Below are 16,825 nucleotides of genomic sequence, written 5' to 3' on the forward strand. Positions count from 1 at the left end.
GCTGAAAACGGTTCACATCAAAATTTTATTTCAAAAAAGCAGCCTGCACTTTCATCATGCCAAGTGCAGGCTGCCTTCTTCGCTTCTTCGAAATTTCACGCAGGCTTACAGTGTGCGCGCCACTTCCACCACGTCGAAGCATTCGAGCACGTCGCCTTCGGCGATGTCGTCGTAGCCTTTAATCATCAGGCCGCACTCGAAGCCCATGCGGACTTCTTTCACGTCGTCTTTGAAGCGTTTGAGCGATGACAGTTCGCCGGTGTGCACCACCACGTTGTTGCGGATAACGCGCACGTGGCTGTCGCGTTTCACCACGCCGTCGGTCACCATGCAGCCTGCAATATTGCCGACTTTGGACACGGTAATGACTTGGCGGATTTCCACGCTGCCGGTAACCTGTTCTTTCTCTTCGGGCGAGAGCATACCGCTCATGGCGGCTTTCACATCGTCAATCGCATCGTAGATGATGTTGTAGTAGCGGATTTCCACGTCTTCGTTTTCAGCCAATTTGCGCGCCGCGCTGTCTGCACGGACGTTAAAGCCGATAATCAGCGCGCCGGAGGCAATGGCCAAGTTCACGTCGCTCTCGGAAATGCCGCCCACGCCGCTGTGAAGCACGTTCACTTTTACTTCGTCGGTGGACAGTTTTTGCAGGCTGCCTGCAAGGGCTTCGTAAGAACCCTGAACGTCTGCCTTGATGATGACCGACAGGTTTTGCGCGGCATTTTCGCCCATGTTGTTGAACATGTTTTCCAGCTTGGCCGCCTGCTGTTTGGCCAGGCGCACGTCGCGGTATTTGCCTTGGCGGAACAGCGCCACTTCGCGGGCTTTTTTCTCGTCTGCCAACACCAGCGCGTCTTCGCCTGCGTTCGGCACGTCTGACAAACCCAAGATTTCCACAGGGATGGACGGGCCGGCTTCGTCAATGGCTTTGCCGTTTTCATCCAACATGGCGCGCACTTTACCGAACGCCGTGCCGGCCAAGAGCATATCGCCTTTTTTCAGCGTGCCGCTTTGCACCAGCAGGGTCGCCACCGCGCCGCGTCCTTTGTCTAGACGGGCTTCCACGATAATGCCTTTGGCTGGCGCGTCCACAGGGGCTTTCAGTTCCAGCACTTCGGCTTCCAGCAGCACGGCTTCTAGAAGTTTGTCGATATTCAAACCTTGTTTGGCGGACACATCGACAAACTGCACATCGCCGCCCCATTCGTCGCACACCACTTCGTGCTGGGTCAGCTCTTGGCGGATGCGTTCCGGATTGGCCGCGTCCTTATCGATTTTGTTCACAGCCACCACCATCGGCACGCCGGCGGCTTTGGCGTGGGCAATCGCTTCCACGGTTTGCGGCATCACGCCGTCGTCGGCGGCCACCACCAGAATCACGATGTCGGTGGCCTGTGCGCCGCGTGCACGCATAGCGGTAAACGCTTCGTGGCCCGGCGTGTCCAAGAACGTTACCACGCCTTTGGGCGTTTCCACATGGTACGCGCCGATGTGCTGCGTGATACCGCCAGCTTCGCCCGCCACCACTTTACTGCGGCGGATGTAGTCCAGCAGCGAGGTTTTACCGTGGTCCACGTGGCCCATCACGGTTACAACAGGCGGACGCGGCAGCAGTTCGGCATTGACCGGCTGCGCTTCGTCCAAGAAGGCATCGGGGTCGTCAATCGCGGCAGGTTTGCCGATGTGCCCCATTTCTTCCACCACCAAAAGCGCGGTGTCTTGGTCGAGCGACTGGTTGATGGTTACCATCATGCCCATTTTCATCAGGGCTTTGACGACTTCCACGCCTTTCACGGCCATTTTGTGCGCCAAATCGGCCACGGTAATGGTTTCGGGCACCAAGACTTCGTGCACCACGGGTTCGGTCGGCGCTTGGAAACCGTGCTGGTTCGGCTCGAGTTTGAGTTTTTTGCCTTTTTTGCCGCCGCGCATGCGTTCGTCGTCGCCGCGTCCGCCGCGCGCATCTTTGCCTTTTTTGCCGTTGCGGCTGCTGCGGTTGTCGTCATCGTCGCGGCTGTGGCGGCGGTCGTCTTTTTTGCGGCTGCCGCTGGAAGGATTGTCGCTGCTCTCGCCTGCCGGTTTGGCGGCGGCAGGCTTGCTGCCGGCGGTTTTCGCCAGTTTGTTTTCTTGGGCTTTTTGCGCCAATTTTTCTTCGCTCGGCTTGGCGGTGCGCACGCCTTTGCCGTCTTTGCCGTCTTTTTTGGCCGCGGCGGCCAGGCGGGCTTCTTCGGCAGCCTGCGCTTTGGCGGCTTCGCGGCGCGCCTGGCGTTCGGCGCGTTCTTGTTTCTCGCGCGCCAGGGCTTCTTGGGCTTCGCGCATTTTGGCGGCACGGTCGGCTTCTTCAGCACGGCGTGCGGCTTCTTCGGCGTTCACCACTTCAACAGGTGTGGGCAGCGGTTCGTCAGCTTTGGCTTTTGCTTTGGTTTTGCCGCCGCGTTTGCGTTTTCCGCCTTCGGCCGATTCATCGCTGTCTTGTGCAGGCTGCTTTTCGGCTTCCGCCGCCGGTTTCGACACAGCTTCTGCGGTTTCTGCTTTCGCTTCGGCAGGTGCGGCTTTTTCGGCTTTGGCGGTTTTGCCGCCAGCTTTCACGCGTTCTGCTTCGGCTTGTGCGGCGGCAAGTTTTGCTGCGCGCTCCGCATCTGCAGCCGACACTTCCGGTGCGGCTTCAACGGCAGGTGCAGGCTGCTTTTCGGGTGCAGGCTGCTTTTGTTCGGCGGTTTGACCGGCTTTGTCGGCCAACAGTTGCGCCATCATTTCTTCACGGGATAATTTGATTTTTTTGCCGCCTTTTATCGCGACAGCAGGTTTTTTGTTTTGACTCATATCGTCTCCTTATTCTGCGTCTTGGGCAAACCAATGGGCGCGCGCGGCCATAATCACCTGTTCCGCTTCTTCATGGCTCACACCCGTAATTTCAATCAATTCGTCAATCGACAACTCGGCCAAATCTTCGCGGTTGGTGATGTTCGCATCGACCAAATCGCGCAGCATATCGTCGTCCACGCCTTCCAATTCGCGCAAATCGTCCGCCACGCTGTTCAGTTTTTCTTCGGCGGCCAATTCCGTCTGCAGCAGCACATCGCGTGCTTTCGCCCGCAGGGTTTCCGCCAGTTCGTCATCGATTTCTTCAATATCGGTCAAATCCGACATCGGCACGAACGCCACTTCTTCAATGCTGGTGAATTCCGCATCCACCAAGGCTTGGGCAACGGTTTCGTCCGCGCCCAGCTGTGATGTGAACAGTTCGCGCAATGCGGCGGCTTCTTCTTCGCTGCGCTGCTCTGCTTCCTGCACCGTCATAATGTTCAGTTGCAGGCCGGTCAGCTCCGCCGCCAGGCGCACGTTCTGGCCACCGCGACCGATGGCCAATGCCAGCTGGTCTTCGGTCACAATCACATCGACCGCATTTTTTTCTTCGTCAATCACAATGCGGCTCACCTGTGCGGGCGAAAGCGCGTTAATCACAAAATCGGCCGTATCGTCCGACCACAGCACCACATCGATGCGCTCGCCGCTCAATTCGTTGCTCACCGCGTTCACGCGCGAACCGCGCACGCCGATGCACGTTCCTTGCGGGTCGATGCGCTGGTCGTTGGATTTCACGGCGATTTTGGCGCGTTGGCCAGGGTCGCGCGCCACTTCGCGGATGTCCAGCAGGCCGTCTGCAATTTCGGGCACTTCCTGCTCGAACAGTTTGCGCAGGAATTCGCCGGATGTGCGGCTCAACAGGATTTGCTTGCGGCCGCCGTTAAATTCTTCCACGCGCAAAAACAGGGCGCGGATTTTGTCGCCGCCGCGATAGTTTTCGCGCGGCAGCATTTGGTCGCGCGGAATCAGCGCATCCAGTTTCGGTGCCAGTTCCACCACAATGCCGTGCCGCTCGACGCGTTTCACCGTGCCGACCACGATGTCTTCGCGCGTGGCCAAAAACGCATTCAGAATCTGCTCGCGTTCGGCATCGCGGATACGCTGCAAAATAATTTGTTTTGCGGTTTGCGCGGCTTGGCGGCCGAAGGCTTCGTTCGGAATGTCTTCTTCAAAATAATCGCCCACGTTGATGTCGATACCGGGGATTTCTTCCTGAATCTGCTCGATGGTTTTTTCCAGTTCGGGATAGGTATAGTCCAAATCCTCCACAATCAGCCATTTGCGCACGGTGCGGTATTCGCCCGTGTCACGGTTGATGCGCACTTCCAGGTTCATGTGTTCGCGGTCGGCCTTTTTCTTGGCGGCAATGCCCAGCGCCACTTCCAACGCTTCAAACACCACATCGGGCTCAACGTTTTTCTCGCTTGCCAAAGCCTCTACCAATGCCAAAATTTCACGACTCATTTGCAATGCTCCTTGCTTTTTCTGTTTCTTTCGATAACGGGTGCAGGCTGCTTTTCGGTTTCAAAAACACACCTGCCGTTGATTCGGAATGCGTCTGTGCGGCGCATTAAAATTTAAATTCGGGTTTGATGCGCGCCTTGTCCACGTTCGACAATTCAATCTGCGCCGTTTTGCCGTCAAACGCCAGCACAATGGTTTGCGCCGCTTCGTCAAACGACTCGATGCGCCCGATGAAGTTTTTCTGCCCGTCCACCGGCAGGCGCGTTTTCAATTTCACCATGCTGCCGGTAAAACGCACGAAATCGGCGGCTTTTTTCAGCGGCCTATCCAGCCCCGGGCTGGAAATTTCCAAATGTTTATAGTCCACGTCTTCCACCATGAACACGCGGCTCAAATGGTTGCTGACGGTGGCACAGTCTTCCACGGTGATGCCGCCTTCCTTGTCGATAAACACGCGCAAAATGCCTTGCGCCGTCAGCTCGACATCCACCAGCTCGTAACCCATGCCGGGCAGCGTGGTTTCTAAAATCTGCTGTAAATCCATGTTCTCGCTTAATTTTCGGTTTTAATAAAAACAAAAAAATGACCGCTTGGGTCATTTTTCGTTGGGATTGAAAAATTTTGCGGCAATTATACTATTGTATTGATTGGAAAGCAAAGATTTTCCCGATATTTATTTCCGATTTTGGAAGTCCGTCATAGGTATAAAATATTTTTTCGTTTAGAAACAATAGGAAATACGTTTCCACCAATAAAATGCTTTACAATATCGGCGATATTCGTATAATTCCATTTTCCGCTTACCGCCCAGGTGGCGAAATTGGTAGACGCAGGGGACTCAAAATCCCCCGCCGCAAGGTGTGTCGGTTCGAGTCCGACCCTGGGCACCAAATTCCAAAACCCGAATCCGTTTTCATGGATTCGGGTTTTTTCATGGCAGGGCGCTCAAAAATCCGTCATTTGCAACACGCCGACAGGCCTGCTGTGGTACACTTCCATATAATCAAATCTGCCGCAACGGCATGTGCAGGCTGCTTTGATTGACCCGTCCAACCAAAGGAAAAGGAAAAACGATGAAACTCAAAACATTAGCATTCACGCTTGCCACTCTTGCACTCACTGCCTGCGGCACGTCCGCACCGCAACATGCGCAATCGGCACCCAGCAGCGCCGGTTCGTCTATGAAAGCCGAATGTTTGGGCTACGTTATGGACGCTTCCCTGCTCCAAACCTACAACAAACACTGCCCAAGCCGCCAATCCCGTCGCTTTGCCGCCGCCGCTGCCGCTGCCGAGGCCAGATTCGCTCAGCCAGCCTGCCGCAATCAAGTCTCTGACCGCGACATAGAATCCGCCGCCAGAACGATGATGAGCCATGTAAAAGAAGGCGAAAACGTCTGCGTCGCCGTCCGTCAGGATGTTCAACGTGCCGCACAGCGATACAGCCGCTAAATAAAACCGTGCAGGCTGCCTGAAACGCCGCAAATCAACAATGCGTTTCCAAGCAGCCTGCATTTTTTGTAGCCCACCAAAGGATAATCCCATGCCATTCAAAACGCTGACCCTCACGCTTGCCGCACTCATGCTCGCCGCCTGCGGCACCACTTCCGCACCGCAACAGGCAAACCGCGCGCCCCAAACCGGAAAGCAGCAATGCCTTGAAAGCTTGGCACCTGTACTCGAAGTGGCCGTCTATGCCGACTACTGCGTTCGCGGCGAACAACAGCGGCGGCCTTTTTTCGAGTTTGCCCGCCGAGCCCCCACGCAAGAACCCTTGGCCAGCTGCCGCGGCACGCTGACCGTGCAGGAAGCCGGTGCATTGCGCGCACGGATAACCGCGCCTTATGCGGCCGACCCTGCCCGCCACTGCGCCGCCGTCCAAGGCAATATGCACCAACTCATGCGCCGCTACGGCATTACCCCTGCCGCCCGATAAACCGCAGGCTGCCTGAAACGGCTTTCCGCCGCACCGAAAGCAGCCTGCACTTTTTCATTCCGCCCGATTGATTTCGGTTTCCAAGCGGATAAACGCGGCAATCATCGCCTGCCACACGGCTTCGGCCACATCGGGCGACAGCCCTGCGGCGGCGGCCTGTTCTCGGCGGGCGGCAATCACTTGGGCAACGCGGTCGGGCGCGGCCACGGCTTGCGCATCGCCGCGCGGTTTGAGCCGCCCCGCCTGTTCCACCAACGCCTGCCTTTTGGCGAGCAGCGCAATGAGTTCGGCATCCAAGCCGTCTATGGCTTGGCGGACTTCGGTGAGGGTTTGCGGTAACATGATTCGGTCTCCTAATATAGTCGATTAAAATAAAAATGAGACAAGGCGGCAAGCCGCAAGGCGTATAGGTAGTACGTCAAGGCGAGCCAACGCCGTATCATTGCAATTTTAATCGACTATAAAATGAAAAAACACAGCGGCGGGCAACCCTGCCGCATCTAATAAAAAGCAGCCTGCACCCCGTTGTTCAAAGTGCAGGCTGCTTTTTTGCGCCTGATTTATTTGCGCTGCAACTGCTCGGCAGCCTGCAAGGCAAAATACGTCAGAATGCCGTCCGCACCGGCGCGTTTGAAAGCGAGCAGGCTTTCCAGAATCACTTTATCGCCGTCCAGCCAGCCGTGTTCGATGGCCGCCTGCAACATGGCGTATTCGCCCGACACTTGGTAGGCATACGTCGGCACGCCGAATTCGTCTTTCACGCGGCGCACCACGTCCAGATACGGCATGCCGGGTTTAACCATCACCATGTCCGCGCCTTCCTGCAAATCGAGCGCGACTTCGTGCAATGCTTCATCGCTGTTGGCGGGGTCTTGCTGGTATTGGTCTTTGGTGGATTTGCCCAGATTGCCCGCACTGCCCACCGCGTCGCGGAACGGTCCGTAAAAGGCGGAGGCGTATTTGGCGGAATACGCCATGATGCGCGTGTGGATGTGGCCGTGCTGCTCCAAGGCTTGGCGGATGGCGCCGATTCTGCCGTCCATCATGTCGGATGGGGCGACGACTTGCGCGCCAGCTTCGGCATGGCTCAATGCCTGTTTTATCAGCACTTCGATGGTTTCGTCATTCAATACGTAGCCCGTGTCGTCCGTCAAACCGTCTTGGCCGCTCAATGTGTAAGGATCGAGCGCGACGTCGGTCATGATGCCCAATTCGGGAAACTCGCGGCGCAGCGTGCGCACGGCGGTCTGCACCAAGCCTTCGGGGTTGTAGGCTTCCTGCGCGTCGGCAGTTTTGTTTTGGGTGACGACGGGAAACAGCGCCAGCATGGGAATGCCCAGTTGTACGGCGCGTTCGGCGGTTTTGAGCAGCAAATCCAGGCTTTGGCGCTTAATGCCACGCATGGACGAGATTTCCTGCTCGCGGTTTTCGCCTTCCAGCACGAACACGGGGTAAATCAAATCGTCGGCGGTCAGGGTGTTTTCGCGCATCAGGCGGCGGGAAAAATCGTCGCGGCGCATACGGCGCATACGGGTCAGGGGGAGGTGTCGCGGTGGGAAGTTCATGGCGTTTCTTTCGTGAGTCAATCATGTCAATCAAATGAAAAAGCAGCCTGCAACCGGTTCGAATGTTCATCGGGCATCGGGTGCAGGCTGCTTTTTATCGTGCGGGCGCGGCGGGGCTCATATCGGCCATAATCCGGTCGAACTCTGCCAAATGCGCTTTTTGGATATACGGGCGCACCAGGCTCAATGTGCGGTACACCCCGCGCGATTGCGCCCGTTCGTCCAAACAGTTGTCTTGGTCCAGGCTGCGGTCGAAGTCGAACCAGTATTTGGTAATCAGCCACATATTGACCGACAAATCGCGAATGCCGATTTCGTCAATTTCGATAATGCCTTTTTCGTTCAATTTCCGCAGCAGCTTGATAATCAGCGGCGCCACGCGTTCGCGCGTGAATTGGTTGTGTTCGCCCAGCAGTTCGGTGCTGCGCATCAGCAGCGCGTTCACATCGCTGAACAAAAAGCGGTAGGCCCACAGCACGCGGTACACGCCGGCCATATACGTCGTCATTTTGGCAATGTCATCCGGCAGCTCGGTTTGGGTCAGATACGTTTGCAATTCTTCGCTATACCGTTTGAACAACTGCACGACAATCTCGTCCTTATTGCCGAAATGGTAATACAGGTTGCCGGGGCTGATGCCCAGATAGTTGGCGATGTGGTTGGTGCTGACATTGCGCTCGCCCTGCTCGTTGAACAGTTGCAGGCTGCTTTCGATAATCCGCAAATAAGTGCCGCCGGGGCGTGTTTCTCTGCTCATTTTAATATTTTTCCTGTTATTTTTTGATTTCATTGCCGATGGCCGCGCACAGTGCAGGCAGCCTGCACACCGATTAAGCCAACGCCAGCACCGCCGCATACACGCACACGGCGGCAATCAAGCTGTCGATACGGTCGAACACGCCGCCGTGCCCGGGCAGCAGGTTGCTGCTGTCTTTAATGCCGGCCGCACGTTTCAGCCAGCTTTCCAGCAAATCGCCGCCAATGCTCACCCACGTTAAAATGCAGGCTGCCGCCAATGTGGCCGCCACGCCCGATTCCTGAAACAACCAGCCCATGTGCCGCGCCCACAGCGCATACACCAGCACCGCCGCCATGCCGCCGACCGCGCCTTCCCAGCTTTTTTTCGGGCTCAATACGGGGGCAAGGCGGTGTTTGCCGAAGGTGCGCCCCGCGAAATACGCGGCCGTATCGGCAATCCACACCACCGCCATTAAGGCCAGCAGGCTGCCTGCACCCTGCGTTTGCCGCAAATGCACCAGCGCAAACCACAGCGGCAGCATCAGCAGCCAGCCCACCGCCCAGCCGCGCGCATTGGCGGAAACGCGCCATTTGCCGCTCAGCCAGGCGGGCATGACCAGCAGCCAAAACGCGGCCACCGCCGCCCAAGCCAAAGGCGGCAGCTGCCAGCCGCCCAAATATGCCAGCCACAAAAAAAGTGCGGTGCCGACCAAATACGGAACCTGCTGCGTTTGGGCAATGCCTGCCATGCGGCCGTATTCCCACAGCGCCAGCAAAACCATCAGTCCGCAAAACGCCGCCCACAGGCCGCTGCCTGCGGCAAACAGCATCAGCAGCATGAGCGGGATTAACACCAAGGCGGTAAGGATGCGTTGTTTCAACATAACTCTCTATCCGGAAAAGGTGCAGGCTGCTTTTTACGGCGCGCGCTGCTGTTCGACAGGTAATTGCTCGGAAGTACGGCCGAAGCGGCGTTCGCGCTGCGCAAAAGACGACAGGGCGCGGTGAATGTGTTCTTCGTCAAAATCGGGCCACAAGGTATCGGTAAAATAAAATTCGGCGTATGCCATCTGCCAGAGCATGAAGTTGCTGATGCGCGTTTCGCCGCCGGTGCGGATAAACAAATCGGGTTCGGGCACATCGGCCAGCATGAGTTTGCCGCTCAAATCGCTTTCGGTGATGTGCTGCACGCCCTCGGCAATTAAGGCATTGGCTGCCTGCAAAATATCCCAGCGGCCGCCGTAATCGGCTGCGATGGTGAGCGTGAGACCTGTGTTGCCGCGCGTCATTGCTTCGGCTTCGTCAATGCTGCGGCGCATGGCTTCGCTGAAACGGCTGCGGTCGCCGATGACGCGCAGGCGCATATTGTTTTGGTGCATCTTCACGACACGCTTTTGCAGCGCCATTAAAAACAGGTTCATCAAAAACGATACTTCGTCTTCGGGACGGCGCCAGTTTTCCGTGGAAAAGGCAAACACGGTTAAAAAACGGACACCAGCGCGGTCGCACACGCGGCACATATTTTCCAAAACGTCCAGCCCTTTTTTGTGCCCCATCACGCGGGGCATGAAGCGTTTTTTCGCCCAGCGACCGTTGCCGTCCATAATCACGGCGACATGGTGCGGCACGGTGTGGTGTTCCGGAATGGTTTGCGTACTGCTGGGTGGTGTCATGTGGATACCTTCGTGTTCAAACATGGGCAGAAGCGTTGATTATAACGGAAGTGAAGTGAATGCACTATACGGCTGTTTTTCATGTGCAGGCTGCTTTTTTCTGCCGCCGCAAGCATGAAGAATATCGGCAAATGGCGTATAATTGCCGCCGTTTTCTCCAAAACAAAGGGATTAAAAATGAGCACTGTGCAATACCGCCGCGTTTTATTGAAACTATCCGGCGAATCGCTGATGGGCAAAGACCCGTTCGGCATCAACCGCGACACCATCATGCAGACGGCGCGCCAAATCAAAGAAATTTCGGATTTGGGCGTGGAAATCGCCATCGTGGTGGGTGGCGGCAACATTTTCCGTGGCGTGTCCGCACAAGCCGGCAGCATGGACAGGGCCACTGCCGACTATATGGGCATGCTGGCCACCGTCATGAACGCATTGGCATTGAAAGACGCGCTGGAAAGCATCGGCGCGAAAGCCCGCGTGCAGTCTGCTTTGGCCATGCAGCAAATTGCCGAAACCTACACCCGCCCCAAAGCCATCCAATATCTGGAAGAAGGCAAAATCGTGATTTTCGCCGCTGGCACGGGTAACCCGTTCTTCACCACCGACACCGCCGCCGCCCTGCGCGGTGCCGAAATGGGCTGCAACGTCATGCTCAAAGCCACCAACGTGGACGGCATCTACACCGCCGACCCGCGCACCAACCCGAATGCCACGCGCTATAAATCCGTTACCTTTGCCGAAGCCATCGACAAAAAACTGAAAGTGATGGACGCCACCGCATTCACCCTGTGCCAAGAGCAAAACCTGAACATCGTCGTGTTCGACATCCACAAAGAAAACGCGCTGCGCGATGTGGTACAGGGCAAAGACGAAGGCACGCTGGTGCATAACTAACCCGCAAAAAGCAGCCTGCACTCCGAAAAACAAAGTGCAGGCTGCTTTTTATTGCCGCGCAACCCTTGCCGTTGCCGTGCAAACGCTTTACCATTAACCGTTTACTATTTCATTCCACTATTAATATTGATTGAAGGACGACACATGATTAGCGACATTCAAAAAACCGCCGAAAACAAAATGCAGCGCTCGCTGGAAGTGCTGCGCGAAAACCTGGCCAAAGTACGCACCGGCCGCGCCCACACCGGCCTGCTCGACCAAGTAACCGTCGAATACTGGGGCAGCGAAGTCCCCGTCAGCCAAGTGGGCAACGTTACCCTGCTGGACGCACGCACCATCGGCGTCAAACCCTTTGAAAGCAACATGGCCGCCAAAATCGAAAAAGCCATCCGCGATTCCAACCTGGGCCTGAACCCTTCGTCCGTGGGCGACTTAATCCGCGTCCCCATGCCCATGCTCACCGAAGAGCGCCGCAAAGACCTGATTAAAGTCGTGCGCGGCGAAGCCGAAGACGGCCGCGTTTCCATCCGCAATGTGCGCCGCGATGCCAACGACCATGTGAAAAAACTGCTCAAAGACAAAGAAATCTCCGAAGACGAGGCACGCCGCGCCGAAGAATCCGTGCAAAAGCTGACCGACAAATACATTGCCGATGTCGATAAAATGCTGGCTGCCAAAGAAGAAGACCTGATGGCGATTTAAAACCTTTGCATAACAAGCACAAACCTTGTATAATTCGCCGTTTTCGCAGGCAAAACTTATTTTCCTGATAAGCATTTCAACGGGCAATCCGCACTGAAATACAGCTAGGTCGTTGTAAGGATTGCCCTTTTTGCGGCGGATGGCCGCAGTTTGTTTAACCCGTTTATTTTTAAAGTTTGGAGACCAATCATGGCAAAAGTTTGCAAAATCACCGGCAAACGCCCCGTGTCCGGCAACAACGTATCACATGCCAACAACAAAACCAAACGCCGTTTTTTGCCTAACCTGCAATCACGCCGTTTTTGGGTAGAGAGCGAAAACCGTTGGGTTCGCCTTCGTGTATCAAATGCTGCTTTGCGCACTATCGATAAAAACGGTATCGATGCCGTTTTGGCTGATTTGCGTGCACGCGGTGAAGCTATCTAATTTAAAGGAATACGATTATGCGCGATAAAATCAAATTGGAATCATCTGCCGGCACTGGTCATTTCTACACCACGACCAAAAACAAACGCACAATGCCCGGCAAATTGGAAATCAAAAAATTTGACCCTGTTGCCCGCAAGCACGTGATTTACAAAGAAACCAAATTGAAATAATCCGGCTTCAAAAAACAAATCCCTAGTCCGCAGACTAGGGATTTTCTTGTTGCCAATTTATGGCTGGGCAGCAGCACCACGGGCGGCCTCTTCCAACATCTTCCTGATGAACTCCATTACGCTGGGGTGCAGGCTGCCTGACGTATAGAGAAAATACAAAGCAAAATAGTAAACGAAAAAATAAGCCAAAATGCCGAAAATGATCCACTTCACGACTTTGCTCCATTTTTTGCGCATGTAATCATTGCCGGCTTCTCGGCGCAGAAAGTCGATTTGGTTTTTGCCGATACTGAAAAACCAGCCCAGCGCAATCGACCAACCCATAATAGGAATTTCGATTGCGGCAAAAAAATAAAGGAGCGTACTCAATATGCCGAACACAATCGTGCCATACACCACATACATATTCTGCCGTGCGGCATCTTCATTGCCCAATTCGCGCCAGTTAATGGCATGCAGCCATGCGCCGATGATGGGGGATAACAGAATGCCCAGCACGGCGGCCACGGTGGGGTTATACAATTTGGGCGTGTAATAACCGCCGTGCCCGCTGTGGGACGGAGCGGCAGGTGCAGGCTGCTTTTGCGATGGAATAAAGAAACTCGGTTGTTCTTGGCGCAGTCTCGCATCATAGCGATAACGCACTTCATTGACCAGCAGCCATTCCTGCACGCCGCGGATTTCGGCATCGCTAAGCTCGGAATGGTATTGCGCCAATGCGGCTTCAATTTCGGCACGGCTGGCGGTGGGCGGAAGGTTCAGTCGTTGGTACAAGTTAATCATTGGGTTTCCTTTGAGCTTGATGGCTGCATTATAGTGAAATCTGCAATGCGCCGCTACGGCATGGGCATGATTGGGCATTTGTAATGTCGCACGAATAAAAGTGCAGGCTGCTTTTTCGGTTACCAAAAGCAGCCTGCACTTTATTCTACGCTTCAATCATCACGTTTTGCTTTGAGCAAATGTACCAGCGAGGCAATCAATCCGCCCCAGATAATCACAATCGCCACCAGCATCATAATGACGGCACTATTGTTCATGGTTGTTCTCCTCTGCTTGGTCGCGACCGTGCCATGCCAGGCGCGACAAAATAATCGCTAACACAATCAATCCCCCTGCCATGCCCCAGCCGAACGTATTCACAAACCAATCGGGATAATTTTCATATCCTTCTTTGATAATCTTGGTCAGTTCGCTGAACAGCATGTAACCCAACACCACCGGCGTCAATATGCCGGACACCAACACCCACATTTTGCCAACCTTAAAAGATGATGTGCGGTTGATATGCTCTGCCAATGTAGGCAGATATTTGCCGATTGCCATTGCCACCAACGAGAAAAAGGCAACGGCGACAATGCCGAAATTGGTTACGAATTTGTCCAACACGTCCAACATGGGCAAGCCCGTGGTGGTGCCGAACAGCGCAATGGACAACAACGCCATCGGTACGCACACGACGATGGTCGAAACCACGCGTCCCCAGTGCAGCTTGTCCTGCACGGCGGCAATAATCACTTCCAGAATCGAAATCAGCGAAGTGACGCCGGCAAACAACAGCGAACCGAAAAACAGCACGCCCAGCAGGCTGCCCATCGGCGCTTGGTCGATAATGGCAGGGAAGGCGATAAACGCCAAACCGATGCCCGATGTCGCCACCTCGCTCACTTCCTTGCCGCCCGCCTGCGCCATAAAGCCCAATGCGGCAAACACGCCGATACCGGCCAGCAATTCAAAGCTGCTGTTGGCGAAACCCACCACCAAGCCGGAGCCGGTCAAATCGGTATCGCGTTTCAAATAAGATGCATACGTTACCATGATGCCGAAGCAGATGGACAGCGAAAAGAAAATCTGCCCGTAGGCGGCAATCCACACGGCCGGTTCAAGCAGTTTGTCCCAGTTCGGCGTGAACAGCGCATTCAAGCCTTTGGCCGCGCCCGGCAGAAAGAGCGAGCTGACCACCAAAATACCGAACATGACGGTGAGCAGCGGCATGAAAAATGCCGAAGATTTGCCCACGCCTTTTTGCACGCCCAGCGCCATGACAATCAAAATAAACGCCCACACACCGATTTGTGGCAAAGTCACGGCAGAGACGAAGTCCATGCTGACGCCGGCACCATCCGCCATCCGCAGATATTCTTTAAAGAAGAAATCGGCATGATTGCTGCCCCACGCTTTGTTGAGCGAGAAATAGGTGTAGCTGGCCGACCAACCCAAAATCACGGCATAATAAATACCGATGATGACGTTAATCAGCACCTGCCACCAGCCGAATGCTTCCAACTTAGAACTCATGCGGCGGAACGACAGCGGCGCAGAACCACGGTATTTGTGCCCGATGGCATAATCCAAAAACAACAGTGGAATGCCCGCCGTCAGCAATGCCACCAAATAAGGAATGATGAACGCGCCGCCGCCATTATCATACGTTACATAAGGGAAACGCCAAATATTGCCCAAGCCCACTGCCGAGCCGATGGCGGCAAAAATAAACGCTTTTTGTCCCGAGAAAGTTTCCCGTTTGGGTTTTGCGGTCGATGTCTGTTGATTCGACATAATACGCACCTCTGTTTTGACTACTGAAATCTGAAAGTTGCTAACTATGCCAAAATTTTTAAAAAAAGTAAAGATAAGTTAAGCCAATTCGATTAGAAAATTTTATCGCATTGCCGAAGAAGAAAAAAAGCAGCCTGCACTTCAATAAACAAAGTGCAGGCTGCTTTTCCAATATGCCCTATTACGCTTGTTTGCGTGCAGGCAGTTTTTCTTTAATACGAGCCGCTTTACCAGTCAGACCGCGCAAGTAGTACAGTTTCGCACGGCGCACATCACCGCGGCGTTTCACTTCGATTTTCTCTACGCGTGGTGAGTACAGCGGGAATGTACGCTCAACACCTTCGCCGTTCGAAATTTTGCGGACGATGAAGTTGCTGTTCAAGCCACGGTTGCGGCGAGAAATCACAACGCCTTCATACGCTTGCAGACGGGTACGGTTACCCTCCACCACGCGCGCCCATACCACCACGGTATCACCGGGTGCAAATTCAGGGATGTCTTTGTTCAAACGGGCAATTTCTTCTTGCTCCAATTGTTGGATCAGATTCATGTTTTTTTCCTTAATATGATATGGATTCTCCGTTGCTTTCCTGACGGATTTTGTCTAAAAGTCGGATTTCCTGTGGGAGTAAATCGCGCTTTTCCAGCAAATCTGGTCGGCGCATCAATGTGCGGCGCAACGATTGTTCCAATCGCCATTCCGCAATCAACGCATGATTGCCCGAAGTTAAAACTTCCGGCACACCCATGCCCTGAAATTCTGCCGGCCGCGTGTAATGCGGATAATCCAGCAAGCCGTCGGCAAACGAATCCTGTTCGGCTGACGCCATGTCGCCTAGCACATCGGGCACAAAACGCAACACCGCGTCCATCAGCATCATGGCGGGCAATTCGCCGCCCGACACCACAAAATCACCAATACTGATTTCTTCGTCAACGCAGCTTTGCAGCACGCGCTCGTCCACGCCTTCGTAACGGCCGCATAGCAAAACCAAATGGCTCAGCTGCGACAATTCGACCACTTTTTTGTGTGTCAATGGCGCGCCCTGCGGGCTTAAATAAATCACCCGTGCAGGCTGCAGGCTGCTTTGCTTGGCAAATTCGACCGCCTTGCACAAAGGCTCCGCCATCATCACCATGCCGGCACCGCCGCCAAACGGCCTATCATCGATATAGCCCAGTTTGTTATCGGCGAACTGCCGCGGATTAATGGCGGAAAACTGCCAAAGGTTCTGTTTGTGCGCCCGTCCCGTCACACCGTATTCGACGATGCTGCGGAACATTTCAGGAAACAGCGTAACGGCTTGAATCAGCATCAGTAATCCACGCCCCAATCGGCGGTAATTTTGCGGTTTTCCGCGTCCACGCCGTCAATATAGTGCGACACGAACGGAATCAGTTTTTCGCCGTATTCGCCGCGCACCACCAAAACATCGTGCGCGCCGGTTTCCATGAGTTTGACCACTTCGCCCAAAACCGCCTGTTCGCGGTTCACAACGCTCATACCGACCAAATCCGCCCAGTAATACTCGTCTTCTTCGGTTTCGGCAAAGTTTTCGCGTGCGATTTCGATGGTGTAGCCGCGCAATAATGCGGCTTCGTCGCGGTCGTTAATGTGGGCGAATTTAACTTGCAATTCGTCGCCGGCCACTTTGCTGGCTTCGATTTCGGCAACCCGGACATTGCCACCTTTGGTCAAACGCCATTCGGGGTAATCCAACAGGCTGTCGGCATATTCAGTTCCGGCGTGGACTTTAACCCAGCCTTTAACACCGAATGCGCCTTTGATATAGCCCATGGCGACCCAGTTTTGACTGCCGCTCAT

General features: G+C 54.7%; 20 protein-coding genes and 1 tRNA gene. 7 read left to right on the forward strand and 14 right to left on the reverse strand.

Translation table 11 applies throughout. The annotated features are described in order from the left end of the window. Nucleotides 1-105 precede the first annotated feature (105 nt). The 3 genes from infB to rimP form a co-directional block, all read right to left on the reverse strand. Nucleotides 106-2,826, reverse strand: a complete 2,721-nt coding sequence (gene infB / locus HMPREF9098_RS12090; RefSeq protein ID WP_003783149.1) for a translation initiation factor IF-2 — start codon at nucleotides 2,824-2,826, stop codon at nucleotides 106-108. A gap of 9 nt (nucleotides 2,827-2,835) precedes the next feature. Continuing rightward, on the reverse strand, nucleotides 2,836-4,335 hold the full coding sequence (gene nusA / locus HMPREF9098_RS12095; protein WP_003783151.1) for a transcription termination factor NusA: 1,500 nt from the start codon (nucleotides 4,333-4,335) through the stop codon (nucleotides 2,836-2,838). A gap of 106 nt (nucleotides 4,336-4,441) precedes the next feature. Continuing rightward, nucleotides 4,442-4,879 (reverse strand): ribosome maturation factor RimP, encoded by a 438-nt coding sequence (gene rimP, locus HMPREF9098_RS06625; protein ID WP_003783153.1) that lies wholly within the window; start codon nucleotides 4,877-4,879, stop codon nucleotides 4,442-4,444. Between the two features lie 261 nt (nucleotides 4,880-5,140). On the opposite strand from rimP, the gene HMPREF9098_RS06630 reads away from it, so the two are divergent. From HMPREF9098_RS06630 to HMPREF9098_RS06640, 3 genes are all read left to right on the forward strand, one after another. After that, nucleotides 5,141-5,225 (forward strand) — tRNA-Leu (locus tag HMPREF9098_RS06630). Between the two features lie 183 nt (nucleotides 5,226-5,408). Then, on the forward strand, nucleotides 5,409-5,786 hold the full coding sequence (locus HMPREF9098_RS06635; protein ID WP_040564332.1) for a hypothetical protein: 378 nt from the start codon (nucleotides 5,409-5,411) through the stop codon (nucleotides 5,784-5,786). A gap of 91 nt (nucleotides 5,787-5,877) precedes the next feature. Next, nucleotides 5,878-6,270: a hypothetical protein gene (locus HMPREF9098_RS06640; protein WP_003783158.1), complete on the forward strand. Its 393-nt coding sequence runs from the start codon at nucleotides 5,878-5,880 to the stop codon at nucleotides 6,268-6,270. 54 nt (nucleotides 6,271-6,324) lie between these two features. Here HMPREF9098_RS06640 and HMPREF9098_RS06645 read toward each other — a convergent pair whose 3' ends face one another. The 5 genes from HMPREF9098_RS06645 to uppS form a co-directional block, all read right to left on the reverse strand. Further along, on the reverse strand, nucleotides 6,325-6,612 hold the full coding sequence (locus tag HMPREF9098_RS06645) for a chorismate mutase (RefSeq protein ID WP_003783160.1): 288 nt from the start codon (nucleotides 6,610-6,612) through the stop codon (nucleotides 6,325-6,327). Between the two features lie 218 nt (nucleotides 6,613-6,830). Continuing rightward, nucleotides 6,831-7,835, reverse strand: coding sequence for a porphobilinogen synthase (gene hemB / locus HMPREF9098_RS06650; protein WP_040564334.1), 1,005 nt, complete (start codon nucleotides 7,833-7,835; stop codon nucleotides 6,831-6,833). A 94-nt stretch (nucleotides 7,836-7,929) separates the two neighbouring features. Further along, nucleotides 7,930-8,592: a TetR/AcrR family transcriptional regulator gene (locus HMPREF9098_RS06655; protein WP_040564335.1), complete on the reverse strand. Its 663-nt coding sequence runs from the start codon at nucleotides 8,590-8,592 to the stop codon at nucleotides 7,930-7,932. 73 nt (nucleotides 8,593-8,665) lie between these two features. Beyond that, the gene (locus HMPREF9098_RS06660) at nucleotides 8,666-9,457 is read right to left on the reverse strand and encodes a phosphatidate cytidylyltransferase (protein WP_003783168.1); all 792 of its coding nucleotides are present in this window, start codon (nucleotides 9,455-9,457) and stop codon (nucleotides 8,666-8,668) included. Nucleotides 9,458-9,490: 33 nt separating this feature from the next. Continuing rightward, the gene (gene uppS / locus HMPREF9098_RS06665; protein WP_040564815.1) at nucleotides 9,491-10,246 is read right to left on the reverse strand and encodes an undecaprenyl pyrophosphate synthase; all 756 of its coding nucleotides are present in this window, start codon (nucleotides 10,244-10,246) and stop codon (nucleotides 9,491-9,493) included. A gap of 177 nt (nucleotides 10,247-10,423) precedes the next feature. Between uppS and pyrH the strand changes: the two genes are divergently transcribed. The 4 genes from pyrH (at nucleotide 10,424) to rpmG (ending at nucleotide 12,441) form a co-directional block, all read left to right on the forward strand. After that, nucleotides 10,424-11,140: a UMP kinase gene (pyrH, locus tag HMPREF9098_RS06670; RefSeq protein ID WP_040564816.1), complete on the forward strand. Its 717-nt coding sequence runs from the start codon at nucleotides 10,424-10,426 to the stop codon at nucleotides 11,138-11,140. 144 nt (nucleotides 11,141-11,284) lie between these two features. Further along, the gene (gene frr, locus HMPREF9098_RS06675) at nucleotides 11,285-11,842 is read left to right on the forward strand and encodes a ribosome recycling factor (protein ID WP_003783173.1); all 558 of its coding nucleotides are present in this window, start codon (nucleotides 11,285-11,287) and stop codon (nucleotides 11,840-11,842) included. A gap of 189 nt (nucleotides 11,843-12,031) precedes the next feature. Further along, entirely contained in the window at nucleotides 12,032-12,268 is a 237-nt protein-coding gene (gene rpmB, locus HMPREF9098_RS06680; protein ID WP_003783176.1) for a 50S ribosomal protein L28, read from the forward strand. 17 nt (nucleotides 12,269-12,285) lie between these two features. After that, nucleotides 12,286-12,441, forward strand: coding sequence for a 50S ribosomal protein L33 (gene rpmG, locus HMPREF9098_RS06685; RefSeq protein WP_003684373.1), 156 nt, complete (start codon nucleotides 12,286-12,288; stop codon nucleotides 12,439-12,441). A gap of 57 nt (nucleotides 12,442-12,498) precedes the next feature. Here the strand turns inward: rpmG and HMPREF9098_RS06690 are convergent, their stop codons facing one another. From HMPREF9098_RS06690 to rimM, 6 genes are all read right to left on the reverse strand, one after another. Further along, nucleotides 12,499-13,224 carry a hypothetical protein gene (locus tag HMPREF9098_RS06690; protein ID WP_040564336.1) on the reverse strand — a complete coding sequence of 242 codons (726 nt, stop codon included), beginning with the start codon at nucleotides 13,222-13,224 and terminating at the stop codon, nucleotides 12,499-12,501. A 152-nt stretch (nucleotides 13,225-13,376) separates the two neighbouring features. Then, entirely contained in the window at nucleotides 13,377-13,481 is a 105-nt protein-coding gene (locus tag HMPREF9098_RS11445) for a methionine/alanine import family NSS transporter small subunit (RefSeq protein ID WP_040564337.1), read from the reverse strand. Continuing rightward, on the reverse strand, nucleotides 13,471-15,000 hold the full coding sequence (locus HMPREF9098_RS06700) for a sodium-dependent transporter (protein WP_040564338.1): 1,530 nt from the start codon (nucleotides 14,998-15,000) through the stop codon (nucleotides 13,471-13,473). The genes HMPREF9098_RS11445 and HMPREF9098_RS06700 overlap by 11 nt, the downstream gene beginning before the upstream one ends. Nucleotides 15,001-15,181: 181 nt before the next feature. Further along, nucleotides 15,182-15,550, reverse strand: coding sequence for a 50S ribosomal protein L19 (rplS, locus tag HMPREF9098_RS06705; protein WP_003783182.1), 369 nt, complete (start codon nucleotides 15,548-15,550; stop codon nucleotides 15,182-15,184). Between the two features lie 10 nt (nucleotides 15,551-15,560). After that, complete coding sequence (gene trmD, locus HMPREF9098_RS06710; RefSeq protein WP_003783184.1) at nucleotides 15,561-16,316, reverse strand: tRNA (guanosine(37)-N1)-methyltransferase TrmD; 756 nt, start codon at nucleotides 16,314-16,316, stop codon at nucleotides 15,561-15,563. After that, on the reverse strand, nucleotides 16,316-16,825 hold the full coding sequence (gene rimM, locus HMPREF9098_RS06715; RefSeq protein ID WP_003783185.1) for a ribosome maturation factor RimM: 510 nt from the start codon (nucleotides 16,823-16,825) through the stop codon (nucleotides 16,316-16,318). The genes trmD and rimM overlap by 1 nt, the downstream gene beginning before the upstream one ends.

This window comes from Kingella denitrificans ATCC 33394, from assembly GCF_000190695.1.
Taxonomy (GTDB): Bacteria; Pseudomonadota; Gammaproteobacteria; order Burkholderiales; family Neisseriaceae; genus Kingella_A; species Kingella_A denitrificans.